Origin of the sequence: Prevotella fusca JCM 17724 (genome assembly GCF_001262015.1) — a bacterium.
Classification (GTDB): domain Bacteria; phylum Bacteroidota; class Bacteroidia; order Bacteroidales; family Bacteroidaceae; genus Prevotella; species Prevotella fusca.
Genome location: NZ_CP012075.1, coordinates 1110134 through 1136243, shown reverse-complemented (window position 1 = coordinate 1136243; position 26110 = coordinate 1110134). Strand labels below are relative to the sequence as shown.

The 26110-nt window shown below is 51.1% G+C and carries 17 protein-coding genes; 14 read left to right on the top strand and 3 right to left on the bottom strand.

Annotated features, from left to right (window positions below; genetic code table 11):
• Window positions 1-696: 696 nt before the first annotated feature.
• The 12 genes from ADJ77_RS11900 (at window position 697) to ADJ77_RS11845 (ending at window position 14614) form a co-directional block, all read left to right on the top strand.
• On the top strand, window positions 697-2091 hold the full coding sequence (locus tag ADJ77_RS11900) for a hypothetical protein (protein WP_050696463.1): 1395 nt from the start codon (window positions 697-699) through the stop codon (window positions 2089-2091).
• 119 nt (window positions 2092-2210) lie between these two features.
• Window positions 2211-2774, top strand: coding sequence for a TerD family protein (locus ADJ77_RS11895; protein WP_025078238.1), 564 nt, complete (start codon window positions 2211-2213; stop codon window positions 2772-2774).
• A gap of 3 nt (window positions 2775-2777) precedes the next feature.
• Window positions 2778-3431 (top strand): TerD family protein, encoded by a 654-nt coding sequence (locus ADJ77_RS11890; RefSeq protein WP_025078237.1) that lies wholly within the window; start codon window positions 2778-2780, stop codon window positions 3429-3431.
• Window positions 3432-3434: 3 nt separating this feature from the next.
• Window positions 3435-3578, top strand: a complete 144-nt coding sequence (locus ADJ77_RS14300) for a hypothetical protein (RefSeq protein WP_234398107.1) — start codon at window positions 3435-3437, stop codon at window positions 3576-3578.
• A gap of 131 nt (window positions 3579-3709) precedes the next feature.
• Window positions 3710-4384 (top strand): TerD family protein, encoded by a 675-nt coding sequence (locus ADJ77_RS11885; protein WP_025078236.1) that lies wholly within the window; start codon window positions 3710-3712, stop codon window positions 4382-4384.
• Window positions 4385-4391: 7 nt separating this feature from the next.
• A complete protein-coding gene (locus ADJ77_RS11880; protein ID WP_025078235.1) occupies window positions 4392-5030 on the top strand; it encodes a vWA domain-containing protein in 639 nt (212 codons plus the stop codon).
• A 353-nt stretch (window positions 5031-5383) separates the two neighbouring features.
• Complete coding sequence (locus ADJ77_RS11870) at window positions 5384-6019, top strand: vWA domain-containing protein (protein WP_050696461.1); 636 nt, start codon at window positions 5384-5386, stop codon at window positions 6017-6019.
• A gap of 11 nt (window positions 6020-6030) precedes the next feature.
• The gene (locus ADJ77_RS11865) at window positions 6031-6690 is read left to right on the top strand and encodes an AIM24 family protein (protein ID WP_050696460.1); all 660 of its coding nucleotides are present in this window, start codon (window positions 6031-6033) and stop codon (window positions 6688-6690) included.
• An 84-nt stretch (window positions 6691-6774) separates the two neighbouring features.
• Entirely contained in the window at window positions 6775-7818 is a 1044-nt protein-coding gene (locus ADJ77_RS11860) for a TerY-C metal binding domain-containing protein (RefSeq protein ID WP_050696459.1), read from the top strand.
• On the top strand, window positions 7818-9209 hold the full coding sequence (locus ADJ77_RS11855; RefSeq protein WP_234398105.1) for a PP2C family serine/threonine-protein phosphatase: 1392 nt from the start codon (window positions 7818-7820) through the stop codon (window positions 9207-9209). Before ADJ77_RS11860 ends, ADJ77_RS11855 begins: the two co-directional genes overlap by 1 nt.
• Before the next feature lie 6 nt (window positions 9210-9215).
• A complete protein-coding gene (locus tag ADJ77_RS11850) occupies window positions 9216-10721 on the top strand; it encodes a helix-hairpin-helix domain-containing protein (RefSeq protein ID WP_025078232.1) in 1506 nt (501 codons plus the stop codon).
• A gap of 1019 nt (window positions 10722-11740) precedes the next feature.
• Window positions 11741-14614: a cation-translocating P-type ATPase gene (locus tag ADJ77_RS11845; RefSeq protein ID WP_025078231.1), complete on the top strand. Its 2874-nt coding sequence runs from the start codon at window positions 11741-11743 to the stop codon at window positions 14612-14614.
• A gap of 652 nt (window positions 14615-15266) precedes the next feature.
• Here the strand turns inward: ADJ77_RS11845 and ADJ77_RS11840 are convergent.
• The 3 genes from ADJ77_RS11840 to ADJ77_RS11830 all read right to left on the bottom strand — a co-directional run bounded on the left by ADJ77_RS11840 (window position 15267) and on the right by ADJ77_RS11830 (window position 18589).
• Window positions 15267-16082, bottom strand: coding sequence for a hypothetical protein (locus ADJ77_RS11840; protein ID WP_025078230.1), 816 nt, complete (start codon window positions 16080-16082; stop codon window positions 15267-15269).
• A gap of 74 nt (window positions 16083-16156) precedes the next feature.
• Window positions 16157-17440, bottom strand: coding sequence for a Na+/H+ antiporter NhaC family protein (locus ADJ77_RS11835; protein WP_050696458.1), 1284 nt, complete (start codon window positions 17438-17440; stop codon window positions 16157-16159).
• An 84-nt stretch (window positions 17441-17524) separates the two neighbouring features.
• A complete protein-coding gene (locus tag ADJ77_RS11830) occupies window positions 17525-18589 on the bottom strand; it encodes a LacI family DNA-binding transcriptional regulator (protein WP_025078229.1) in 1065 nt (354 codons plus the stop codon).
• An 865-nt stretch (window positions 18590-19454) separates the two neighbouring features.
• Here ADJ77_RS11830 and feoB point away from each other — a divergent pair.
• Window positions 19455-21935, top strand: a complete 2481-nt coding sequence (gene feoB, locus ADJ77_RS11825) for a ferrous iron transport protein B (protein ID WP_050696457.1) — start codon at window positions 19455-19457, stop codon at window positions 21933-21935.
• 842 nt (window positions 21936-22777) lie between these two features.
• A complete protein-coding gene (locus tag ADJ77_RS11820; RefSeq protein WP_025078228.1) occupies window positions 22778-26086 on the top strand; it encodes a SusC/RagA family TonB-linked outer membrane protein in 3309 nt (1102 codons plus the stop codon).
• Window positions 26087-26110 lie beyond the last annotated feature (24 nt).

The following is a 26110-nucleotide window of genomic DNA, read 5'->3' as shown; positions in this document are numbered from 1 at the left end:
GCAAGAAAAGGTGCTTAATTGGACTTCAAAAGGGCGTCAGTAAGGTCTCAAAAGGGCGTCTATTGCAAGTCAATCGGGCGTCTTTTAGAAGCCAATAGACCATGTATTGGTTTTGAACTGCATGAAAATAGTTTACAAATATTGGGTGACATGGGAATAAGTTGTTCATAGAAGACGGGAAGACATGGTAACGGGTAGGCATCGTTTTTATCTGCCTTTTCTGCATTTTATCTTGTGCTTTATCTGCCTTTGTGAGACTATCTGATTCTGGATAGTCTTACCATGCAGGCGTATAAGTCTTTATTCTGTTTCCAATCTATGCATTTAACGGAAGGACCTTTTATATCCTTGCAGGCATCCTGTCGGCTTCCCTTCCTAAGTGCAGTCCGCTATGCTTTCGGTGAAAAGGGGGGCGGCGGGGGAGTTGTCTTTATGTCTGCACGGATGGTTTTACGCAGGTGGATAATCCATGCCGGGGGGCAGTGTTTACGATGATTTGTTCTTTTTATAACGATTTCTTCTTTTTCTTCCCTTGATTTTATTATCTTTGTCCTGTTTCTCCCGCTGTTCTCCGGCAGGATGGTGAGATGAAGAGCTGCGGGGCGGGGCGGTGCGTCAGTCCTGCTCGGCAAGACCGCCGGTTAATCGGGACGGGAGAAGCGATTGAATGATAAAACCTAAAACATACCTAACAGAATGAAACAGAGTGAGCGGACTGGTATTATGAGAATCCTGTCGGACATGATCAGTGCTGATGAAATCATTGATGCGCGTGAGATCAGCTTTCTTTATTCCTTGAAGGAGAAGTATAACATAAAGAAAGATGACGAGTTCCAGTCCGTTTCGATGACCTTGTCGCAGGCAGTCAGTATTCTCAAGGAGTCGCCTGAAGGGATGGTCCACGACCTGCTGGACGACCTTACGAGCGTAGCCATGTCCGACGACTACTGTGCCCGTGCGGAAGCCTTGTTGCTGCTGTCGCTGATGATTACCCTGACGGGCAGTCTTGGCGTTGATGCCGATATTGTTTCGGTTGACGCATCCGGGCTGAATATAGAAGGTACGCAGATGCTGTATATTGAAAGTTCCTACGATGAGCAGGTCAATGCCATCATCGAGGACCATTACAGGGAGCTGTATTCCGAGGCACAGCTGTCGGGCTTTGACTTCCTGTATCTTCCCAGAATCGCAGGGCACTACAGCAGCCTGCCGGAAGAGTCACTCGGTCAGATTATCTCCTTCCTGTACCCCCGTGTGAGCCATGAGCGGCTGGCTTCGATTATTCACAAGTTACGGAACCTGTCCACGACCGACTTCTGCAAGTACCAGCTGTCAGCGAAGTTGAACATAAAAGAGCTCTTTGACGTGCAGCCTTCGCTGTTCATCAAGCTGTCCGACTCGAATGTGAACAACAGGCGTCATGCAAACTTCCTGATTTTAGGACTTGACAAGGACGTGCTTCCCACCATCCATCAGTTCATTGAAACCTTCTCGGGGATGTACCGTAACAGGATTCTCAATTACCTGCGGGAGGAGAAGGGGCGGTTTGTCTATTCCGGCTTCCACAAGCTGATACTGGACCTTCACCTGCTGCAGAAGGGCATAAAGAGCTCGGTACTCGTCGACACCGTCAGCGGCGACATATGTTTCCCTGAAGCCGATGTGAAGATTGAGAAGCTGCACCGTCGTGAGAAAGCCCTTTATGCCCTGTTCCTGATAGAGTCATCGTCGGGCGGAGTGAACTTCGACAAGCCCAAGAATGTCCACCAGCTGGGGAGGTATGAGAAGAGAATCAAGGCACTACAGGAGAAGTACAGTCTTATATATAAGGAGTTCGGCGGCGAGAAGCAGAATGCTCCGAACCTTGAGATACCCGAGATCCGTCTTCCCATGATAAGCCTTATCAAGCGTCAGATTTCAAAGTTAGGCGACACGCTTTATCATGCAGACGACTATCTGATACAGCGGAACATATACGGCAACTACGGGCTGCGCATCGACCTCAGTTCCTGTTTCTGCCGCACGTTCAGCGATCCCGATGCCGTGAAGATGGAATCGTCCGCAGTATGGCAGAGGATCATTGCATTGTAAGGTTGCATGCTTTTGCCGGCATTCAGTCATGTTTTACTTGCAATGTTAGGGAATCGGGGATAAACTGACAGGCAATCATTACCTTTGCACATATACAAATAACCAAAACATTTAACGATATGATTAATCTTGAAAAAGGACAGCGCATCTCAATGGAGAAAGGGCTGCAGAAAGTTGGAATCGGTTTAGGGTGGGACCCTAACAAGAGTACAGGATTTGACTTTGACCTCGATGCTTCAGCTTTTATGTTAAGTGAAACGGGGAAATGTCCTAAGGACGAGTACTTCATCTTCTATAACAACCAGAAGTCTCCCGATGGTTCAGTCGAGTCATCAGGCGATGACCTGACTGGCGGAAACAGCGACGGCGGCGACGACGAGACCTTGACAGTCGATCTTGCCAAGGTTGACCCTGTAATCGAGTCAATCGTCTTCACGGCTACTATCTACAAGGCAGCAGAGCGAAACCAGAACTTCGGACAGGTGAGAAACTCTTACATCCGCATCTATGATGCCCTGACCGATGAGGTGATAGCACGCTACGACCTTGATGAGGACTTCTCTGTCGAGACAGCTGTGGAGTTCGGACGTCTGTACCGCCGCAACGGTGAATGGAAGTTCGAGGCTATCGGTACCGGCGACAAGGGCGGTCTGGACACATTGGTAGGAAAGTACATTCAGTAAGCTATGATAAATCTTGTAAAAGGACAGAATGCCCAGCTTGACCTGAACAAGTTTCATGTAGGACTCGGCTGGGACGTAAGGGAGGACAGGACCTCCTCTTATGACTTCGACCTGGACGTGAGTGCATTCATGGTGACGAAGGACAAGAAGGTGCCGTCGGATGACTTCCTCGTCTTCTACAATTCGGAGAAGAGAGTCAGACCCAATGACCTGACCAAGATAGTCAATGCGTCAGAATGGAGCAGTAATGACAAGCTGCGCACGGAGTCAAGACCCGTTTCGCCCGACCTGTCGGTCATCGGTTCCATTGACGATGAGGACGGAAGCACATCTGACGATGGCGACGACGAGACAATGGACATCGACCTCTCAAAGGTAAGCCCGGAGGTTGAGGAGATTATCATCTGCGTCAGCATCTACAAGTATCAGGAACGTAGGCAGAACTTCGGACAGGTGGAGCGTGCGTACGTGCGTCTGTACAAGCCCGGGCAGGGTGACGGAGAAGGAGAATACATCTTCGACCTTACTGAAGACTATTCCGTCTGTGCTTCCGTGGAGTTCTGCCGCCTGTACCGTCGGGACGGAGCGTGGAAGGTCCAGGCATTGGGCAATGGTCATCGTGGAGGCTTGGAAGAGCTTGTCGCAAAATACGTTTAGGCTATGGCAATCGTTTTGGAGAAGAGCGGCGACCAGCATCGGATAAAACTTGAGAAGGGAAACAGCCGGCAGGGTGAGATCATCATCAATCTCGACTGGAGCAGGGCAGGCTTCCGACAAGCGTTTCTGTGCCATTGCAGAGATTGACTTTGACAGTGACAACACGATGACGGTCAGGAAACTTCTTACTTTCCACGATGCCCATTCTGACTGCGACAGGATGTATCATAGGGGATTTAATTACAAACAAGGATCAAAAGATTAAACAATAAAAGAATATGGCAATACAATTAGAAAAAGGACAAAGAATCAATCTTGAGAAGGAGAATGGTTCAAAACTCACAGAGTTCTGTGTAGGTTGCAACTGGGGTGCTGTCACCAAAAAGGCTTTCTTCGGCCTGTCTACGAAGGTAGTTGACGTAGACCTCGATTTAAGCTGCGTGCTGTTTGACGAGGCTGGCAAGCCGGTCGACCATATCTGGTCACCACTGTATCGTTTTGCTGACCATAATGTCGGTCTTCCCAACGGTAAACTTGACTCGGCTGACAGAGCCCTGCACCACACCGGTGACGACCTCAAGGGCGACCAGGCAGGCGATGACGGTCTTGACAATGAGATTATCACCGTTGACCTCAGCAAGGTAAACAGCAACATCAACTCAATGGTGTTCTTCCTGAACATCTACAACAACAATGAGTACAGCGGCGACTTCTCAGGCATCCCATACGCTTCCATCCGTATGTTTGAGGGAACACCGGACAAGGCACCCAAGCAGGTTTTCGCACAGTATGACGTAGCTACGCAGGAAAAATGCGCCGGAATGCGTGCCCTCGTCATGGGCAAGCTCTACCGTCGTAACGGTGAATGGAAGTTCGCTGCCATAGGTGATGCTTTCCCTGACCCGTCTATCATAGACACAATCGGCAGGGTCATGAAGGATTACTCAAAGTAAGAAAGAGATGAGAAGATTACCGGTTTATCTATTGTTGGACACATCAGGCTCCATGTATGGCGAGCCGATAGAAGCCGTGAAGAACGGTGTGCAGACACTGATTTCCACACTTCGCAGTGATCCCTATGCCCTCGAAACGGCATATATAAGTATTCTCACGTTCAATACCACTGCACAGCAGGTTACTCCGCTGACCGAGCTGGCTGCCTTCCAGCAGCCTGACATCCAGGCGGGCGGCTGCACTGCCTTGGGAGGCGTGCTCTCCTTGCTGGCACAGAAGGTGGACGAGGAGGTCAGCAGGACAACGGCTGAGGCGAAAGGCGACTGGCGTCCGCTGGTGTTCATCATGACTGACGGTGCGCCTACTGACGACCTGAACGCAGGACTCGCCGAGTTCAAGAAGCGCAAGTATGGAATGGTCGTTGCCTGTGCTGCCGGTCAGGGTGCCAGCACCGATACGCTGAAGCAGATCACGGAGAATGTCGTCCAGCTTGACACTACCGACAGTGCCACCATCAAGGCTTTCTTTAAGTGGGTTTCTGCCTCTATCAGTACGAGCAGCAAGTCAGTTGAGGACACAGGAGCTGAAGCTACGACGATGAGCGAGCTTCCGCCTCCACCGCCGGAAGTAAACATTGTCGTGTAGCATGTCCACATCGGGACTGTATCAGCATTGATATGTGGTTTCGGGCTTGATACAGTCCCGCTTCATTGAGAAGATGGTGGAAGGGTGGCGTTCTGACAGGTTGAGGCGCACGCTGTCGGACCCGATCCGGTTCGTCAGAGCCTTGCGATATATCATGAAGATAATCATGAAGAACCCCTCTTCCCGTTTTCTGCCGATGTGCTGATGCCCGGCACACGTGGTGCTGTTGGTAAGCACATGCGGTGCTGCTTGCAAGCACATGTGGTGCGGAGTACTGAACGCGCTGCAATTGGATGTCGGGATGGAAGCAACTATCGGACTGTAATAATTAACATTATATACCTTACTATAAAATGAGACGTTTACCCGTTTACATACTGATTGACACCTCCGGCTCGATGAAAGGCGAACCCATCGAGTCAGTAAAGGTGGGGCTGGCTGATATGCTGGCGACACTCCGTCAGGACCCTTATGCCTTGGAGACGGTTTGGATGAGCATCATCACGTTCGACAAGGACGTAAAGCAGCTGGTTCCGTTGACTGCCTTGGAGAATCTGCAGCTGCCGGACATTACGATTCCTGACTCCGGACCCACCTTCACGGGGCTGGCTCTACAGACCCTTTGTGAGAAGTATGACACGGAGGTGCAACTCAGTACGCCGACACAGAAGGGCGACTGGATGCCGCTGCTCTTCGTGCTGACTGACGGCAAGCCCTCTGACCTGCAGCTTTACAGCCAGATGACTGCCAAGGTAAAGGAAAGGAAGTTCGGGAATATCATTGCCTGTGCGGCAGGACCGAAGGCAAAGAAGGAGTATCTGCAGGAACTGACTGACAAGGTCTTCTCCTTGGACACGATGGACAGCAGTACCTTCCGCAAGTTCTTCCAGTGGGTCAGCGACACTATCGGATTGGGTGGAAAGAGCGTCGGGGCTACTGAGGACATAGAGTTGCCGACTCCTCCGGCTGAAGTGAATCTTGTCATTTAATATTTTCGATTATGAATTGTAAGATTGTAGGCTATGAGTTCAAGACGCTTGAAGTGACCTTATCGCCTAATGAAACCTTCTATGCTGAGCGTGGAAGTATCGTTTATGTAGACCAGCAGCTGCAGCGTGACGTTGAGTTCAACGGGAAAGGCAATGGCGGCGGACTGGGAAATATCCTCGGTGGAGTAATCCGGTCGGCTGTCTCTGGTGAGTCGGTACTCATCCTCCGCTTCTACAACAACACCAATGTGGAGCGGAAGCTGGTGCTCTCGGGAAGCCAATGCAGCCTCGTTCCCATCAAGCTGCAGGGGGAGAGCCTGATATGCCGTCGTGGCTGCTATGTGGCTTCTACGGACAAGGTTTCCCTGAACCTGAACATCAATCTGCAGGGGCTCCTGGGCGGAGTCGGCTTCTTCCAGAAGGTGTCGGGAAACGCCACCGTCTTCCTTGACTCTTTAGGCGCACCCTTGGAGAAGGTGCTGAACAACGGCGAATGTATCGAAGTGGATGAGAACCACCTCGTAGCCTTGCAGGGAATCGGGCCGCATCAGATGCAGGCAGGCTGGTCGGTCGGGAACATTCTCCGTGGGGAAGGCGTCAGCCTGATGAGAATCAATGGTCCGGGAAAAGTCTATCTGAGTCCTTTGCCCATCATCATGAGAACCCGCTGATGCCCTGTCATCGGCAGCACCGAACCATCAACCCAACGCCAGGCATTCATCAGGAAGTCCCGGCATTATAATACTATCCGAACAATGAGAAGATTACCTGTTTATTTCCTTATAGATGTATCAGAGTCTATGGTAGGAGAGCCCATCAAGCAAGTAGAAGATGGAATGAGAAACATCATACAGGAACTGAGGACCGACCCCTATGCCTTGGAGACGGTGTTTGTCAGCGTCATTGCCTTTGCCGGCAGGGCAAAGAGCCTTTCTCCGCTGACGGAACTTTACAAGTTCTATCCTCCCGTGTTCCCGATCGGTGGCGGAACGTCATTGGGCGTGGCTATGAGTTACCTGATGGATGACCTGGACAGGACGATAGTCAAGACTACCTTGGAGCGGAAAGGTGACTGGAAGCCCATCATCTTCCTCTTTACGGATGGCAATCCGACGGACGATGCGAGGGCTGCCATTGACCGGTGGAACAGCAGGTATCGCCGTTCTGCCAATCTGGTAGCCATCTCTATCGGCGATAACGTGAACACACAGCTGCTGGGACAGATGACGGAAAATGTCCTGCGGCTGACGAGTACGGACGAGATGTCGTTCCAGGCATTCTTCAAGTGGGTGACAGCGTCTATCAAGACAACGAGCGTATCGGTTGCTGATATGGGAGTTGACGAGGTCAGACTGGCATCTACCGCAGGCATCAATCTGGAGAAAGTGGATGTTGCCCGCCCTTGCATCGTGGACGAGAACTACACGGTACTTGTCGGGAAATGCTCCACGACGAGGAAGATGTATCTTGTCAAGTATGCCAAGCGCACGAACCCCATACCGGGACTGGAGGAGTTCAGGGGAGTCGACTTCAAGCTCGTTGGCGGGTATCCTGTTGACGAGGAGACTTACAACAGCCTTTCCGAAGGCAGTTCCAACCAGTATGTAAACACGAATTCGCTGGTGGGCTTCCCTGCCTGTCCTTGCTGCGGCAATCAGTGGGGAGTCGTCATATGCGACTGCGGCGGTGTGATGTGTGTCGGAACTGACGGCAGCACGCAGTGCCCTTGGTGCGGTATGAGAGGACAGCTGGGCTCAATCGGTGAAGGAGGAATGAATGTCAACAGGGGAAGGGGATAATGATGAACGGACTGAAAGAAATGATTGACGGCATCTGTGCAGGTGCTTCAGAACAGTTGAAGAATGATTTTATCAGTTCTTCTATTTCAAATTTATGGGATAATTTCATGGCAGATAGAAATAAAATGTTTGAAACAATGGTGAATGATGCCAACATCTATATTCCCAATGCTTCAAACAAGAAGGAGTATGTGGCGGAGGTTTCCTTTGCAATAGACGGAATAACACGCTACTGGATAGAAGGACTGGAGGAGACAGGGCTGGAATGTAAGGTGGCTGACGACCTGAAGTCGTTTACCATCTCGGGCACGCCTGCAAAGGCAGGTGACTTTGAATTGAAGCTGCGATACCTGTTTGACGGCTGCAGTCCCGAGGATGTACCTTACAGGAAGTTGCTCCTGATTGTCAATCCTGACCCTCGTGACCTGTGGAAGGAGCTTCCTGTTCCGGAGGATATTGAATATCCGAAGGAGGACACACAGAAGGAGTTTGTGAAGGTGCCTGCCCTCGATGACGGTACACCACAGAAAGACATTGTGGCTGCAAGCAAGCGGGGACGTTCGCATGCACAGGAAGGCAAGCCGCGTGACGACCATTTCAAGCTCTTCCATAATGAGGAGAACAACTGGTATGTCATTGCCGTTGCCGATGGTGCAGGCTCTGCCAGGTTCTCCCGTGAGGGGTCACGCATTGCCTGTGAGACGGCTGTCAGCCACTGTATCACCCAGCTCGCCGACTGCAGGAAGTTTGAGGAGAACATCCAGCAGTACGATATGTTCAAGGATGAGGACGAGGCACAGGCACGGAAGTATGTGGGCGATGACATCTACAGGATCGTGGCTACGGCTGCCTACAAGGCGCAGAAGGCCATCTATGCTGAGGCTGATAAGACCAATATGCGGGCTAAGGACTATGCGACGACCTTCCTCCTGACCATCAGCAAGAAGTTCAGCTTCGGCTGGTTCATCGCTTCTTTCTGGGTGGGTGACGGTGCCATCTGCCTTTATGACAACAAGGGTGCAACGCATACGGCAAAGCTGCTGGGCGTTCCTGATGAGGGAGAGTATGCCGGACAGACCCGTTTCCTCACCATGCCTGACATCTTCCGGGACCCATCAGCCATCTACCAGCGGCTGCGCTTCTGCATAGTACCCGACTTCACGGCGCTCTTCCTCATGACTGACGGTGTGTCAGACCCGATGTTTGAGACGGATGCTAACCTCAATAATCCCGAAAGATGGGATGCCTTGTGGGATAATCTCCTGCACGACAAGGAGCATCCTGTTGACCTGTCGGACGACAATGAGGCGGCTGCAGACCAGCTCCTGGACTGGCTCGACTTCTGGTCACCGGGCAATCATGATGACAGAACCATTGCAATCTTATATTAATCGGAAATGGCAAATAAAGTAACACTGACGGCGACGGACGGCTCTACCGTAGAGTTCTATGATGAGATAAAGGCGCAGGGGGGAGTGAAGGATGTCTATTTCTCGGTAGACAAGACCTATGTCGTTGCCTTTTACCGTAAGCCTGTCAATGCAAACGACAAGGCACGTATCAATGACATCGTCAATATTCACCGTCCGCGCATCTTCACTGCCGACAAGGCAGGGCAGTACTGGACTGACTTCTTTGCCTGGCCTACGAAGATTGTGGAGTGGAAGGGACTGACGGGCATTGTGATTCCTTTCTACGATAAGAAGTTCTTTTTCAGTGGTATCGACCCGTCATGGGCTTTCATCAAGAACGGACAGGAGAAGAACGGAAAGTGGTTCTCATCGGCTAAGCTGATTAACAGGTTCGTACCTGCCAGCCAGAAGGGTACGTTCCTTACACGTCTGCACATGTGCATCAAGATTGCACGTGCCATAAGGCGGCTTCACGCAGCTGGTCTGGCGCACTCTGACCTCTCCTATAATAATGTACTGGTCGACCCGCTGTCGGGCAGTGCGTGCATCATTGACTGCGACGGTCTGGTCGTTCCCCACAAGTTCCCGCCTGAGGTTGTGGGCACACCGGGCTTCATTGCGCCGGAAGTGCTGGCGACGAAGGGGCTGAAGATTGATGACCCGAAGAAGAACCTGCCGCAGATAACGACTGACCGATATGCCCTGGCGGTGCTCATCTACACCTTCCTCCTGAACAGGCATCCACTGGACGGCGGCAAGGTGTGGGATACCGACCCGCAGAAGGACGATGACATGCGCTTCGGCTCGCACGCATTGTTCGTTGAGCATCCCACCGATGCCACCAACAGGGTGAAGAGCGACCAGCTGGCAAGCTCGCAGTTGCCGCAGGGCGACCCGGTGAAGATGCCTTATACCCTCTGCGGACCTTATCTGAAGAGCCTGTTTGACCGTGTCTTCATTGACGGTCTGCATAATCCGTCCATGCGTCCCAGTGCGGCTGAATGGGAGGATGCACTCGTCAGGACGACCGACCTTGTGCAGCCGTGTCAGAACCCCGGATGTGAGGCTCACTGGTTTGTATTCGACAATACGACGAAGCCTCGCTGTCCTTTCTGTGGGAAGGCTTACCACGGGCAGCTGCCAGTCCTGAACTTCTATTATTCCCCGAGCCATGGAAAGTTCATGTCGGAGAATTCACGTCTGATGGTCTATGACAAGCAGACGCTCTACATGTGGCACGCCAACCGCCTCATTGAACCCAACGAGAAGACGAAGGATGAGGACAAGAAACCTGTGGGTGACTTCCATTTCCACAACGGACAGTGGATTCTCATCAACCGCCGCCTGCCCGGGATGTTCGATATTTCAAATGACGGGTCCAAGCAGCAGATACCTGTAGGGCAGTATGTGCCGTTGACTGAAGGGCGCAAGATTCTGCTTTCGGCAGAGGATGGCGGGCGGCTCATCGTTGTCCAGCTCGTGAATAATTAAACAGTCAGGGCAGGCGGATGTACATGATCGTTGCGAATACTATTTCAATTCCTCCATACAACTCCGTGTGAGCGAAAGTAAGTTGGCAGGTAGACGGGTTTACAGGTTTGACCAGATACTTGTAGAGCCATCTGCCTGTCAACTCGCAACAGCCCCATACGGAACAATCAGCAATGTCAAAAAGCACATGGAGGCACGGAGTTGACGGGGGCGAAAGGTGAAGATGCGGAGACGCCTTTGACGTAAGGAGTGAAAGGAACCGTACTTCATACGGCAGGAGATGGGCTTTCTCAAAGACGGAATGACATGATCACCTCACTACTCCGGCATCCTGTTGGACAGACGGAGAGAGCATTGTTTTGTAAGAAAAAAATCAATTGAAGAAAACTAAAGATGCCCGATAACGTTGCAACTAAGCCTTAATTGACCTGCAACTAAGCCTTAATTGACCTGCAACTAAGCCTTAATTGAAGGCTTAAAGGGCGTTACTTGGAACGCAATTAAGCACTGATAAGTCAGCTGCTTTGTAATTTCCTGATAGTCTGACGGTTGCATGCTGGTGTTTTAACGTTGTCCATTGATGATTAAAAGCATAATTTTCTATATATTATGTAAAGATATTTCATTACCCCAAATCACTCGTCTATGAACCCATTTCATCTCCTTGAATACTCTTTTATACCTCTGCACGCTAACGAATGTCCGCCCCGTCATCATGCACCAACATTTTTTTTGTGTGACGTTATGCCCTCAAAACGCCCTGATGATTAATTCAGGCTTACCCTCAACCAGTCATCAGCGGATTGCCTATGATGCGGTGCTCATGGATGAAGCGGAGAAGTAAGAGCCCTTGGAAGGGCGTTCTTGTTTGTCCTGCAACCTTGCAGGGGTAATAGTGACGGGGGATTGTTCTGTTCTGCAATGTTACAGAAATGCAGGGAATTTGTGGGATTATGCGTAACTTTGCAGTACAAAATCATTTACTGGGGAAATAATAATAAAACAACATACAAATAATTATGGAACAAAAGAAACATTACAAAGGACTGACCGATGCAGAGGTGTTGGCAAGTCGCGAACAGCACGGGGCGAACATTCTGACGCCTCCCGAGAAAGAGCCGCTATGGAAGCAATTCCTTGAGAAGTTCGGTGACCCTCTTATCATCATCCTGCTTATTGCCGGATTTCTCTCTATCTGTATATCCTGCTGGGAATACTGGGGACTTCATAGCGAAGAGGGACTGACCGTGTTCTTTGAGCCTGTGGGCATCTTCGTTGCCATCCTGCTGGCTACGGGCATTGCCTTTGTCTTTGAGCTGAAGGCTGACAAGGAGTTCTCCATCCTCAATCAGGTGAATGATGATGAGGAAGTTGAGGTGATAAGAAACGGCAACACCACGACGGTTGCCAAGAAGGATATTGTTGTGGGTGACATTGTCGTTATCAACACGGGTGCGGAAATCCCTGCTGATGGAAAGCTGCTGGAGTCGGTCTCACTGCATGTTGACGAGTCGACGCTGAACGGTGAGAGCGTTCCTGCCTATAAGTCGACGCATGAAGAGGAGTTTGAGAAGGACGCTTCCTATCCCACCGACCATGTGCTGCGTGGCACGAAGGTGATGGAGGGACATGGTGTGTTCAAGGTTGAGGCTGTAGGCGACAAGACCGAGAACGGCAAGGTGTTCGAGGCTGCACAGATTGACGACAGCACCAAGACGCCGCTCAATGAGCAGCTTGACGGATTGAGCGAACTCATCACCAAGGTAAGTTATGTTTTTGCAGGACTCATCATCGTCGGCAGACTGATGGTTTTCTTCCACTGGGTGCCTGTTGTATGGACGCTGGCCATACCTACGGTGGCTTTCTTCTGGATGGTCATCAGGAAGTTTGAAGACTGGAAGTGGTATGTCAACACGTTCGTCACGATAGCTTACTTCTGTGTCCTGATGGGCAGTGTGATAGCGCTCCACGCTTATCTCATGCCTGATGCGGGTATGGCTGGGCTGCTTGCCCACACGCTGAGCACGCTGATGATTGCCGTAACGGTCGTTGTGGTTGCCGTTCCTGAAGGACTCCCTATGGCTGTGACGCTGAGCCTTGCTTACAGTATGCGCCGTATGATGAAGACCAATAACCTTGTGCGTAAGATGCATGCCTGCGAAACGATGGGCGCAACGACGGTTATCTGTACTGACAAGACGGGTACGCTGACACAGAATCAGATGCGTGTCTACCAGACCAGATTCTATGCCTTGAAGGACCAGCAGCTGGACGACAGCGAGACTGCACGACTGCTGCAAGAGGGCATTGCGGTCAACTCTACCGCCTCAATTGACTTCTCGGACGTGAACAAGCCGAAGGCACTGGGCAACCCGACGGAGGGTGCTTTGCTCCTGTGGCTGAACAATCAGGAGAAGTCTTATCAGGAGATGAGGGAGAACGTTGAGGTGCTGGAGGAACTGCCTTTCACTACCGAGCGGAAGTATATGGCTGTGGTGGTGAAGTCAGCACTGGTCGACGGCAGGCAGATTCTCTACGTGAAGGGTGCACCGGAGATTGTCTATGGTCTCTGCAAGCAGACTGAAGGGAATGTTTCCAAGGCTGAGATTGACGGTCAGCTGAAGGAATATCAGGAGCAGGCTATGCGAACATTGGGCTTTGCCTACCAGATACTGGACGGCGATGCTGCCGTATTGAAAGACGGGAAGGTGTGTGCAGACAACCTGACATTCCAAGGCATCGTAGCCATCAGCGACCCTGTGCGTACAGATGTGCCTGATGCCGTAGCTGAATGTATGAACGCAGGTATCGCAGTGAAGATTGTTACCGGCGACACTCCGGGCACAGCCAAGGAGATAGGCAGGCAGATCGGGCTCTGGACGGATGCGGACAGCGACAGGAACATCATCACCGGTCCGGAGTTTGCAGCCCTCTCAGATGATGAGCTCGACAAGCGGGTAATGGACATGAAGATCATCTCCCGTGCCCGTCCGATGGACAAGAAGCGTCTCGTGGAATCGCTGCAGCGATGCAATCAGGTGGTAGCCGTGACAGGCGACGGTACGAATGATGCTCCGGCACTTCACACAGCACATGTCGGTCTGTCAATGGGTGACGGTACTTCCGTGGCAAAGGAGGCATCTGACATTACGATTATCGACAACTCGTTCAGCAGTATCGGCAAGGCAGTGATGTGGGGACGTTCGCTTTATCAGAACATACAGCGTTTCCTGCTCTTCCAGCTTACGGTGAACGTGGCAGCATGTTTCATTGTGCTTGCCGGTGCCTTCATGGGTACGGAGTCGCCGCTGACGGTAACGCAGATGCTGTGGGTGAACCTCATCATGGATACCTTCGCTGCGATGGCACTGGCTTCCCTGCCGCCGTCAGAGTCGGTAATGAAGGATGCGCCACGCGACAGGAATGCCTTTATCATCAACCGTCCGATGGGATGGAACATCATAGGCGTGGGCGGATTCTTCTTTGTCATGCTGCTGGTACTGCTGTACATCTTCGAGCATGCTCACATAACGGCACTGAAGGACCTGCTCCATCTCCAGCTTGGCGAGTCCGGCGGACTCAGTCCATACGAGCTGACGCTGTTCTTCACGGTCTTCGTGATGACCCACTTCTTCTATCTGTTCAATGCACGTGCATTCGAGACAGGGAAGAGTGCGCTCCACTTCAAGGGATGCCGTGGGCTGCTCTTCATTGCTACCGTCATCCTCGTCGGTCAGATAGCTATGGTGGAGATTCCCGGTTTGCAGGAGTTCTTCAATATTGCAAAGGGCGGTCTGACACTGGAAGACTGGGTCATCATCCTCGTCGGTTCCTCATTGGTTCTGTGGGTCAGAGAGGCATGGCACCTGCTGAAAGGCAAGAAGCAGGCGTAAAGAGGAACTCTGAGCCTTGGGCTTTGAACTATGGAAAGAGGGTTACTTGTATTGCAAGTAACCCCTTTTTTCTTGGTATGGTTTTAGTAATATAGCTGTCCGGTAACCCCCTGCAAACCAAGGTCTGCTGTCTTCTCAGTAGCATGTTACAATGTGTTCAGCCCTCAACACCATTGGTGCTTACCAGTAACACCACATGTGTTAGCCCTTAGCACATCAGCTGAAAACGGCAAGTGAGGTCATTATAGCATATTGTAAGGTACTAAAGACTGACTAATACGGTAATGTTCATCGGGCGTTACCATTATAATTCATTGATTTCCTTTCGGTTACAAAACCATTGATAATCCGTGCTTTTCATCGGTATTTCCTTTGATATGAACTGTTGGCGGCAGTGAGTTTTCCCTCCGCGCCTCCGTATGTCTTTTGCTCCGTCCAGTCTGTTCTTCTGTGTTTATCTGTAAGAAATCTGCACCAATCCGTGGGGTTTCATCTTCTCACAGAAGCAGGAAAGGGCAGAGAAAGACGGGAAAATGTAAAAGGTTATCTGTTATTATGCCATCCTGTCTTTAATAGAGTAGCGATGAAATGATATTCTGTTATTATGTCATTCTGTCTTTAAAAAGAGCATTGGCAAGACGGTAATCTGTGACTATTCCTCTATTTCCGAGAGACTTCTTACGAAGTTGTGGAAGAAGTTGCTGGTCGTCTCAATCGGAGCATAGCCCACGTAGCGCAGGCTTCGGCTGAGGTTACGGCGCAGGACGGCGTTGTTGTTCTGTACGAAGCCGGCGGAGTTCTGCTTGAAGTGCCACTCCTGTGCCGTGTCCTTCGCCAGATCCGATATGCTGCGGAGCGTCAGGCGGTATGCTTTCGGGTCGCTCTTTGTGACGAAGGGCAGCTCGTCTTCTTCAAATCCGAATACCGATATGAGGACGTTTCCTTGCAGTTCTGCCATGGCGTGGAGCTGCAGGGAGTTCAGCCAGTTCTCAAGTTTCACGAAGTCAACCTTGTCACCACGTGTCCTGAGATATTCTCCCATGGTGATGATTCCCCCTAAGTTCATGCCGCGTGTAAACATCAGTTCGGAGTTCGATACGATGAGTTTCAGCATGTCGAGTGCCTCGACGGAGGTGTCGATGCTGTGCAGCTCGTTGTACATGAGGTTGCGCAGTCGTCGGTTCAGTAGTCTGTTGCTGAGCTTGACAGATGCCGGTATCCTTGCTGCCAGTGATTTTCTTTCGCCCTGCTTCGCCTTGATGTCGGCGATGATGCTGTCAGGCAGGTTCAGTCCCTCGTCCATGGAAAGTTTGGCGACACCGTTGATGAATATCGGCATCACCTGCTGTGCATCCACCATCTGCATGAGTCTTCGCCATTTGAAAGGCGACATCGGCTCGATGCTTGACTGTGTGCCGAAGGCTCCCGAGCATAGTATGCGGAAGAAGTTGCGCTGTATGACGTCCATGTCGGATGATTCTATTGGTTGCATAGTGATGGGTGTTGGGTGTTGGGTGGTGAATGATGGGTGTTGATGGGCAGTTATGAGTAGCGGCGGGGATAATGTAAGAGGATTGAGAGGAGTGCCGTGATGCCCAGTACCATGGGATAATACAGGTAGGGGACGATGCTCACGGGGTTTATCTTCGCCAGTCCGGCAGCCATCAGCAGCTGTGCTCCGTAGGGGATGAGCCCCTGTGCACAGCAGGAGAAGGTGTCGAGGATGCTGGCAGCTTTCCGCTTGTCGACACCATATCGGTTGCCGATCTGCTTGGCTATGCCGCCCACGGTGAGGATTGCCACGGTGTTGTTTGCCGTACAGATGTCTACCAGACTCACGAGGAAGGCGATGGTGAGTTCGGCTCCACGCTTGCTGTTGACGTGTCGTGTGATGATTCGGATGAGATAGTCTATGCCTCCGTTCTCACGGATAATCTCCAGCATGCCGCCTGCCATCATCGTGATGATGATGAGTTCGCCCATGCCCGTGATACCCGACCCCATGCTTGAGAACCATCCATAGATGTCGTAAGTGCCGTCCAGCATGCCGATGGCACCCGTCAGGACGAGTCCGATGGTCAGTACTGCCATCACGTTCATGCCGAAGACCGCACAGATGAGCACTGCCATGTAAGGGATGATTTTCTGAATGTCGACAGATGGTGTCTGCCCTGTCGTGTGGATGTCAGCTCCCATGAAGATGTAGACGAGGAGAATCAGGACGGCAGCCGGTGCGACAATGAAGAAGTTGACCTTGAATTTATCTGCCATCTTGCATTCCTGTGTCCTTGTAGCCACGACCGTTGTGTCGCTGATGAACGAGAGGTTGTCGCCGAAGAACGAGCCTCCCACGACCACAGCCACCACGAAAGGCAGGTCAGTTCCCGTCGACCCGGCTATTCCTGCGGCTATGGGCGTCAGTGCAACGATGGTGCCGACGCTCGTTCCGATGCTGATGGAGATGAAGCAGGCGGCAAGGAAGAGCCCCGGCAGCAGCATATTGTCAGGCAGGACGGAGAGGGTGAGGTTGACAGTAGCGTCGATGCTGCCCATCTCCTTGGCTGAGTTGGCAAAGGCTCCGGCAAGTACGAATATCCAGAGCATCATCATCATGTTGTCCGTGCTGGCGCCCTTGCTGTATATCTCTATGCGCTTTGAGAGCGGATAGCCTCCCGAGACGGCAACGGCAAAGATGCTCGAAACCATGAATGCCACGGTAATCGGCACCTTGTAGAAATCGCCCGATATGATTGAAGTGACCAGATAAAGGACGATGAAGACGAGTAGTGGGCTCAAAGCCAGGAGCCCTTTCCTGTTTTCTGTCATTGGGATGTTGTCTTTTGAAGGAGAGGGAGAACCCTTATCCCGTTAGGCACTCCCCTCCCTCGGAGGGGCTGGGGAGGTCATTTCCTATCCCCATGAGCGGTGGTAGAAGTCAATGTTCTCGGGTGTCAGCAGGTCGATGGGCATGTAGTTGACCGGCTCCACCTTCTTTTTCAGTACGATGGCATGGAAGAGCGAGTCGATGCTGAAGTAGCCCTGCTGGTAAGCATGCTGTGCGATGAGGAAGGAAATACTCCCTGCCCGCAGGCAGTCGGCATTCTTTTGTACCACGTCATAGCCCATAATCTGTACGTCATGCCGCTTCGTCTTCAGCAGGAACTTGCCCACGATGTGCGCCTTTGAGTTCAGTGTGATGCAGTGATGCACCTCCGGATGCTCGCTGAAGAACTTCTCCAGGATATGGTCATAGCGTTTCCGCTCCTCGTCCAGCGGCAGGTTCACCTCAAGAATCTTCACCTTCGGGAAGTGTTCTTCCATGTAGTGGCGGAATCCCACCTCACGGTTCTCCTGCTGGCGGCTTGCCATCTTCCCGTCTTTCGTCTGCTTCATGAGCATGATTGTCTGTTCGTTGCGTGCGATGAGCATGAGCATCCTTGCCGCAAAACGCCCGCTCTGAATGGAGTCCTGTCCGTAGAATGCCAGCGGCTGCAGCGACGGCATATAGGAGTCGAGCAGTATGAATGGGATGTTCCGTTCGTGCAGCTCGTCAGTGAACTGCCGTGTCAGCTCCAGCGTCGTCGGCACAAGAATCACGCCGTCAGGGTTCTTTCTGAGACATTTCTGATAGGTCTCGACAAAGGAGTGCGGGTCCAGACGGCTGTAATACATGATTTCCAGGTCAATATAGAAGTCCCTGCGTGCCTCTACAGCCTTCATTGCACCAATCTCAATCTCTTCCCAGTAAGCCTCGCTGGTATGCTTCGGAATCAGACAATAGAACGTGTAGCTCTTGTTGTAAGCCAGCGCACTGGCGTAGACGTTGGGCTGGTAATTCATCTCCTTCAATACCTTTTCCACCCGTTTCAGTGCTGTTGCCGACACATTCGGTCGTTTATGCAATACTCTGTCAACGGTTCCGACACTTACGCCTGCACGTTCTGCAATGTCTTTTATTCTGATTTTTTCTGCCATAGGTATGGGGATGAATAAGTTTCTTTATGCCGTGCAAATTTACTAATAATTGTTGGAATGTGCGAAAGCACAGCGATAGATTTTCATAATTCATGACCATGATAGCGTCCGATTTCTTCGTTTGTAAACTATTTTCATGCAGTTCAAAACCAACACATGGTCTATTGGCTTCCAAAAGACGCCCAATTGGCTTGCAATAGATGCCCTTTTGAGGCCTTACTGACGCCCTTTTGGAGTCCAATTAAGCACCTTTTCTTGCACTACCTTGTAACTGACTGATTTGCTGCTGGTTGCAAACCAGCTTTTTACACGTGTTTTTGCCTTTATCTGCAGGTGTTTTACCCGAAATTATGTCATGATTTTTCAAACTTTTGTCTGCGCTTTTCAAAGTATTAAAATGGAAAGGTTTTCTGCATCGGAGGATGATGATAAAGTAGACAGCCAAGACCGTCTTGGCTATGTTTTTATTTAATAAACAACTCCGCTTCTTCCGCTAAAGCTATGCGAAAAGCATCTTTGGAAGAACCAAAATTAAAACTTAAAAGTAAACTGTCGCTTTTGAAACCACTTCTGTATGATGATGCGCAAACGCATCTGATGTGGACTTGAGTTATACCCATTATTAGGTATTTAAGCGGTAAAAGCGTTCTATTCTGTTTTTTTTAACTACCTTTGTTTGTTAAGTTGACGGATTTACGGGTTGACAAGTGGACCAGTTGCTTGACCAGTCAATAAGGAAACAGGTTCATGAATATTGAATGGCAAGTTCTGAACGGTGAATTGGAAGTAATCATAATTATGCATTGACAGAATAATCATAATTATGAGTTTTGAAATACGAGTAGTGAGGAGCGAGTAGGTTTTTATGAAACTATCAGAGTTAAAGACCGGCGAGACCGGCGTCATCGTGAAGGTTTTGGGACACGGTGGCTTTCGGAAACGAATTATTGAGATGGGATTCATCAAGGGAAAGACCGTTGAGGTGTTGCTCAACGCACCCTTGCAGGACCCGGTGAAATATAAGATTATGGGATATGAGGTCAGTCTGCGACACAGTGAGGCTGACCAGATTGAGGTGTTGTCGGAAGAGGAGGCACGTGCATTGGAGAGCGGTGGCGACGGTGCTGACCGCAACGATGCGGTTGTCGCTGCACAGGATGACAGCACGGACAAGGAACTTACGCCCGAAGAGCTGTCGGATGCTGCCCGACGCAAACGCCGCAGCATCAACGTGGCACTCGTGGGAAACCCGAATTGCGGGAAGACTTCGCTCTTCAACTTTGCTTCAGGGGCACACGAAAGGGTGGGGAACTACTCGGGTGTGACGGTGGATGCGAAGGTGGGACGTGCTGAATACGAGGGCTACGAGTTCAACCTCGTCGACCTCCCCGGCACCTACAGCCTCTCAGCCTACAGTCCGGAGGAACTCTATGTGCGCAAGCAGTTGGTCGATGAAACTCCCGATGTCGTCATCAATGTCATCGACTCCTCCAATCTGGAGCGCAACCTCTACCTCACCACACAGCTCATCGACATGCACATCCGTATGGTCTGTGCGCTTAACATGTTCGACGAGACCGAACAGCGTGGCGACCACGTGGACTATCAGCAGCTGTCGCAGCTCTTCGGTGCGCCGATGGTGCCGACGGTATTCACTAACGGGCGTGGCGTGCAGGAGCTTTTCCGTCAGGTCATCGCCGTCTATGAGGGCAAGGAGGACGAGTCGCCGAAGTTCCGTCATATACATATCAACCACGGACATGAAATTGAGTACGGCATCAGGGAGATGCAGGAGCACCTGAAGAAGTACCCTGAACTGTGCCGCCGCTATTCCACCCGCTACCTCGCCATCAAGCTGCTGGAGCACGATAAGGATGTGGAACAGCTCGTCAGACCGCTGGACGAGTCGGCTGAGATATTCCGGCACCGTGACAAGGCTGCCGCACGTGTGAAGGAAGAGACGGGCAACGACAGCGAAACGGCTATCATGGATGCCAAGTACGGCTTCATACACGGTGCGCTGGAAGAGGCCGAATTCTCGACAGGTGACAAGAAAGACACCTACCAGACGACACATCTTATCGACAGGATTCTTACGAACAAATACCTTGGTTTCCCTATCTTCTTCCTCATCCTGCTGGTGATGTTCACCGCAACATTCGTCATCGGACAGTATCCGATGGACTGGATTGAGGCTGGTGTGGGCTGGCTGGGCGATTTCATTTCAACGTACATGCCTGCCGGACCGGTGAAGGATATGCTCGTCGACGGCGTCATCGGTGGTGTGGGAGCAGTCATCGTCTTCCTGCCGCAGATCCTGATTCTCTACTTCTTCATCTCCTATATGGAGGACAGCGGCTACATGTCGCGTGCCGCCTTCATCATGGACCGTCTGATGCACAAGATGGGTCTGCACGGAAAATCATTCATCCCGCTCATCATGGGCTTCGGGTGCAACGTGCCTGCAGTGATGGCTACACGCACGATTGAGAGCCGTAGGAGCCGCCTGATAACCATGCTCATCCTGCCGCTGATGAGCTGTTCGGCACGTCTGCCCATTTACGTCATGATTACAGGCTCGTTCTTCGCACTGAAGTACCGCTCGTTAGCCATGCTCTCCTTATATGTAATAGGTGTGCTGATGGCGGTGGTGATGAGCCGCCTCTTCTCCGCCTTCGTCGTCAAGGGTGAGGACACGCCGTTCGTGATGGAGCTGCCGCCTTACCGATTCCCGACATGGAAAGCCATCGGACGGCATACGTGGGAGAAGGGCAAGCAGTATCTCAGGAAGATGGGAGGCATCATCCTCGTTGCCTCCATCATCGTGTGGGCGCTGGGCTATTTCCCTCTTCCCGATGATCCGGACATGGACAAGCAGGCACGACAGGAGCAGAGCTTTATCGGGCGGATAGGAAAGACGGTTGAGCCGGTGTTCCGTCCGCAGGGATTTGACTGGAAGCTGGATGTCGGTCTGTTGACCGGCGTGGCTGCAAAGGAGATCGTGGCATCGACGATGGGCGTGCTCTACTCCAATGACGACAGCTTCTCCGACGATAACGGCTACAGCAGCGAGACGGGAAAATACTCCAAGCTGCACAAGCTGATAACGAAGGACGTTGCCAGTCTCCACGGCATCAGCTACGAAGAGGCAGAGCCGGTAGCCACGCTGACAGCCTTCTCGTTCCTCCTTTTTGTCCTGCTTTACTTCCCCTGTATAGCCACGATAGCGGCTATCAAGGGCGAGACCGGCAGCTGGGGATGGGCACTCTTTGCCGCCGGCTACACCACGGTATTGGCGTGGGTGGTCAGTGCCGTTGTGTTCCAGGTGGGCATGCTGTTCATATAAGAAGGTCAGTACAGTCAGGTAAACACTTCCGCATGAGGTGGTCTTTAGCGTGTCTTGTTATATAATGTGTCATGATAATGAGCCTCCCTTCCCCTTTTCAACCAATGTTTTACAGGGTTCTTCCGTTAAGCCCATATGACCGTTTGGGTTAAATGCGTGGGTGACTTTCGGGATAGCTTTAACGGAAGAACCGAAGTTATCTGTAAGCAAAAACATAGCCAAGAAGGTTTTGGCTGTCTACTTTATTGTCATCCTCCGACACAAAACCTTTTCATCTTAATACGTTGAAAAGCGCAGACAACAGTTTGAAAAATCATGACATAATTCCGGGTAAAATACCTACAGATAAAGACAAAAACACGTGTAAAAAGCAAGTTCACAACTAACAGTAAATCAACCGGTTATAAGGTAGTGCAAGAAAAGGTGCCTAATTGGACTTCAAAAGGGCGTCAGTTAGACCTCAAAAGGGCATCTATTGCAAGCCAATTGGGCGTCTTTTGGAAGCCAAAAGACCATGTATTGGTTTTGAACTGTATGAAAATAGTTTACAAGTGCCGATGACGTGGGAACAAGTTGTCCTAAGAAAAAATAACTACCGCTTATTTTTTTATACTTATTGCTTGCTTTTTATCCAAATATTATTTATTTTTGCAATCAGCGGCAGTGATAAATATAAAGGAACCTAAACAATCAATATTACAATGCCGATATATAATAAGGTGTAGCCCCACAGACTATTATCTTAGCCACTGTTCCGTTAGTCTTGCTTTCCTGTCAGTACAGGAAAGGTGAAGTCGTTTGAATTATGCTACAGTAAGAATTCAGTTAATTTTAAAGAATCTATGGAGAGAAGATTTGTTCTTTTTTTGTTAGGGATCGTCCTGTCAGTAGGTACAGCGTTCGGTCAGGCAAAAATCAATGGTACTGTATTTTCTCAGGACGATGGTGAACCCATCATCGGTGCGTCAGTCATGGTACAAGGTACTTCGACGGGTACTGTCACCGACATCGATGGAAACTTCTCACTCGTTGTCCCTGCGGGAAAGAAAGTCGTAGTCAGTTACATCGGTATGGTCACGCAGACCCTTGCTGCCAAGGATGGCATGAGGGTGGGGCTTGCCAATGACAACCACCAGCTCACCGAGGTTGTCGTGACAGGTATGACCCAGCAGGACAAACGCCTCTTCTCGGGTGCTGCCACGAAGATTGATGCCACGAAGGCGAAGCTCGACGGTGTGGCAGACGTGAGCCGTTCGCTCGAAGGACGTGCTGCCGGTGTGAGTGTCCAGAATGTGTCGGGTACGTTCGGTACGGCCCCGAAGATCCGTGTGCGTGGTGCCACGTCAATCTACGGCTCGTCAAAGCCGCTGTGGGTTGTCGATGGTGTCATCATGGAAGACGTTACCGAGGTCAATGCTGACAACCTCTCGTCAGGTGATGCTGCCACGCTGATTTCGTCAGCCATTGCAGGACTGAATGCTGACGACATCGAGAGTTTCCAGATTTTGAAAGACGGTTCGGCAACTTCCATCTATGGAGCACGTGCCATGGGTGGTGTGATTGTCGTAACGACAAAGAAGGGTAAGGCGGGCAGCAACCGCATCAGCTATACCGGCGAATACACCATGCGCCTGCGTCCGAGCTACTCCCAGTTCAACATCATGAACTCCCAGGAGCAGATGGGTATCTACAAGGAGATGGCTGCCGACGGACTGTTCTCCTTCTCACGTACGCTCCGTGCAGCCACGAGCGGTATCTACGGTAAGATGTACAACCTCCTCAATACCTACGATTCCACCAACGGGCGTTTCGGTATTGCACATACGGAGGAAGCCATCAACGATTATCTCCGGGAGGCTGAGATGCGGAATACGGACTGGTTTAAGGAGCTGTTCAGGAATTCCGTATCAATGAACCACTCTATTTCAATGTCTTCAGGAACTGACAAGGCGCAGTACTACACCTCCTTCTCCTTCATGGACGACCCGGGATGGAGCGAGCAGAGCAAGGTGCGCCGCATGACCTATTCCATCAATGCCAACTATAACATCAGCAAGAAGGTGACGCTGAACCTCATCGGCAATACTTCCTACCGCAAGCAGCGTGCACCGGGATCGGTGAACCAGGAGGTGGATGTCGTGTCGGGAGCTGTAAACCGTAACTTTGATATTAATCCTTACTCCTATGCCATCAACTCATCACGTGCATTGGATCCCAATACGTTCTACGTACGCAACTATGCACCGTTCAATATACACAATGAGCTGGCAAACAACTTCATCGACTTCGATGTCCTCGACCTGAAGATGCAGGCTGAGCTGAAGTACAAGCCTGTCAGCAAGGTGCAGCTTGCTGTCCTCGGAGCTTATAAGTATTCCATCACATCGCAGGCTTCACAGATCAGGGAGCAGTCCAACATGGCAATGGCTTACCGTGCCATGGACGATGCCACAATCCGCAATGCCAACCCATGGCTCTACCTTGACCCCGACCAGCCTAACTCGCTGAAGTTCTCGGTGCTGCCAAAGGGTGGTTTCTATAATGAAACCAAGTACCGCATGAACAGCTGGGACTTCCGTGCGACGGCAAGTTACAATGACGTCTTCAATGAGAAGCATATCCTCAACCTCTATGGTGGTATGGAAATCAATAACACCATCCGCACACAGAGCTATTTCGAGGGTATAGGTATGCAGTACGGCATGGGTTATCTTGCCAACTATGACTACCATTATTTCAAGCATGCGCTGGAGGATAACAACATGTATTACGACCTCTACAACAGTTATAACCGTGATGTGTCGTTCTTCGGTACAGCCAACTATTCATGGAAGGGACGCTATGCGGCCAACTTCACAACCCGCTACGAGGGCAGTAACCGTCTGGGCAAGTCACGTTCGGCACGCTGGCTGCCTACATGGAACATCTCGGGTGTATGGAATGCGCATGAAGAACCGTGGTTCAGCAAGACTTTCAAGAACGCCGTGACACATGCCACGCTGCGTGCATCCTACTCGCTGACGGGTGACAAGCCTGCCGTCACCAACTCGCAGGTAATCATCCGAAGCAAGAATATATGGCGTCCGTTCGCTGTTGACAAGGAGTCGGGACTGCAGATTTCACGCTTTGCCAACCCCGACCTGACCTATGAGAAGAAGCATGAGTTCAACCTCGGTATCGACCTCGGCTTCCTGAACAACCGTCTGAACATTGTCTTTGACTGGTACACACGTAACAACTATGACCTCATCGGTCCGCGTACAACCAACGGAACAAAGGGAACCATCACCGAGTATGCCAACGTTGCCAGCATGAAGTCGCATGGTGAGGAACTCTCTATCTCGAGCAAGAACATTATGAAGAAGAACTTCCAGTGGACAACTGACTTCATTTTCTCCCATGTGAAGACCCGTGTTACAGACCTCGACAGCCGTTCACGCATCATGTCAATGGTGAGCGGATCGGGTTTCACCATGGTGGGCTATCCTTATCGTGCCCTTTTCTCATGGGACTTCAAGGGACTCGACAAGCACGGCATACCACAGGTAATCAATCAGGACGGAAAGCTGACGACGAGTGGGGTGGACTTCCAGAGCTATGACCTTGACCATCTTGTATATGAAGGTCCTACTGACCCGACCGTTACCGGCTCGTTCGGCAACACCTTCTCCTATAAGGGATGGCACCTGAGCATCTTCACCACCTATGCCTTCGGCAACAAGGTGCGCCTCGACCCGTTCTTCAGCACACACTATTCTGACATGTCAGCCATGCCGAAGGAGTTCCGCAACCGATGGACAAAGGCGGGCGATGAGGCTTACACAAATATCCCTGCCATTGCTGACCTCCGTTCTATCCAGCAGGACGGCTATCTGAGCCGTGCATACAATGCTTACAACTATTCGACCGAACGCATTGCAAAGGGCGACTTCATCCGTATGAAGGAAATATCCCTGGCGTATGACTTCCCCGTGCAGCTGGTACGCCATCTTGCGCTCAGTTCGCTGAGTCTGAAGCTGCAGGCTACCAATCTCTTCCTGATCTATTCTGACAAGAAACTCAACGGTCAGGATCCGGAGTTCTTCAATTCCGGTGGTGTGGCACTGCCTGTTCCACGTCAGTTCACGCTGACACTGCGTCTTGGAATCTGATACATTCAAAAACTATAAGGAGAA

Excerpts from the sequence above, each read along its gene's own strand:
- ADJ77_RS11885 (WP_025078236.1), top strand. The coding sequence starts at position 3,710 with ATGGCAATACAATTAGAAAAAGGACAAAGAATCAATCTTGAGAAGGAG.
- ADJ77_RS14300 (WP_234398107.1), top strand. The coding sequence starts at position 3,435 with ATGGCAATCGTTTTGGAGAAGAGCGGCGACCAGCATCGGATAAAACTT.
- ADJ77_RS11850 (WP_025078232.1), top strand. The coding sequence starts at position 9,216 with ATGGCAAATAAAGTAACACTGACGGCGACGGACGGCTCTACCGTAGAG.
- ADJ77_RS11865 (WP_050696460.1), top strand. The coding sequence starts at position 6,031 with ATGAATTGTAAGATTGTAGGCTATGAGTTCAAGACGCTTGAAGTGACC.
- ADJ77_RS11835 (WP_050696458.1), bottom strand. The coding sequence starts at position 17,440 with ATGACAGAAAACAGGAAAGGGCTCCTGGCTTTGAGCCCACTACTCGTC.
- ADJ77_RS11830 (WP_025078229.1), bottom strand. The coding sequence starts at position 18,589 with ATGGCAGAAAAAATCAGAATAAAAGACATTGCAGAACGTGCAGGCGTA.
- ADJ77_RS11840 (WP_025078230.1), bottom strand. The coding sequence starts at position 16,082 with ATGGACGTCATACAGCGCAACTTCTTCCGCATACTATGCTCGGGAGCC.
- feoB (WP_050696457.1), top strand. The coding sequence starts at position 19,455 with ATGAAACTATCAGAGTTAAAGACCGGCGAGACCGGCGTCATCGTGAAG.
- ADJ77_RS11855 (WP_234398105.1), top strand. The coding sequence starts at position 7,818 with ATGATGAACGGACTGAAAGAAATGATTGACGGCATCTGTGCAGGTGCT.
- ADJ77_RS11845 (WP_025078231.1), top strand. The coding sequence starts at position 11,741 with ATGGAACAAAAGAAACATTACAAAGGACTGACCGATGCAGAGGTGTTG.
- ADJ77_RS11900 (WP_050696463.1), top strand. The coding sequence starts at position 697 with ATGAAACAGAGTGAGCGGACTGGTATTATGAGAATCCTGTCGGACATG.
- ADJ77_RS11870 (WP_050696461.1), top strand. The coding sequence starts at position 5,384 with ATGAGACGTTTACCCGTTTACATACTGATTGACACCTCCGGCTCGATG.
- ADJ77_RS11890 (WP_025078237.1), top strand. The coding sequence starts at position 2,778 with ATGATAAATCTTGTAAAAGGACAGAATGCCCAGCTTGACCTGAACAAG.
- ADJ77_RS11860 (WP_050696459.1), top strand. The coding sequence starts at position 6,775 with ATGAGAAGATTACCTGTTTATTTCCTTATAGATGTATCAGAGTCTATG.
- ADJ77_RS11895 (WP_025078238.1), top strand. The coding sequence starts at position 2,211 with ATGATTAATCTTGAAAAAGGACAGCGCATCTCAATGGAGAAAGGGCTG.
- ADJ77_RS11820 (WP_025078228.1), top strand. The coding sequence starts at position 22,778 with ATGGAGAGAAGATTTGTTCTTTTTTTGTTAGGGATCGTCCTGTCAGTA.
- ADJ77_RS11880 (WP_025078235.1), top strand. The coding sequence starts at position 4,392 with ATGAGAAGATTACCGGTTTATCTATTGTTGGACACATCAGGCTCCATG.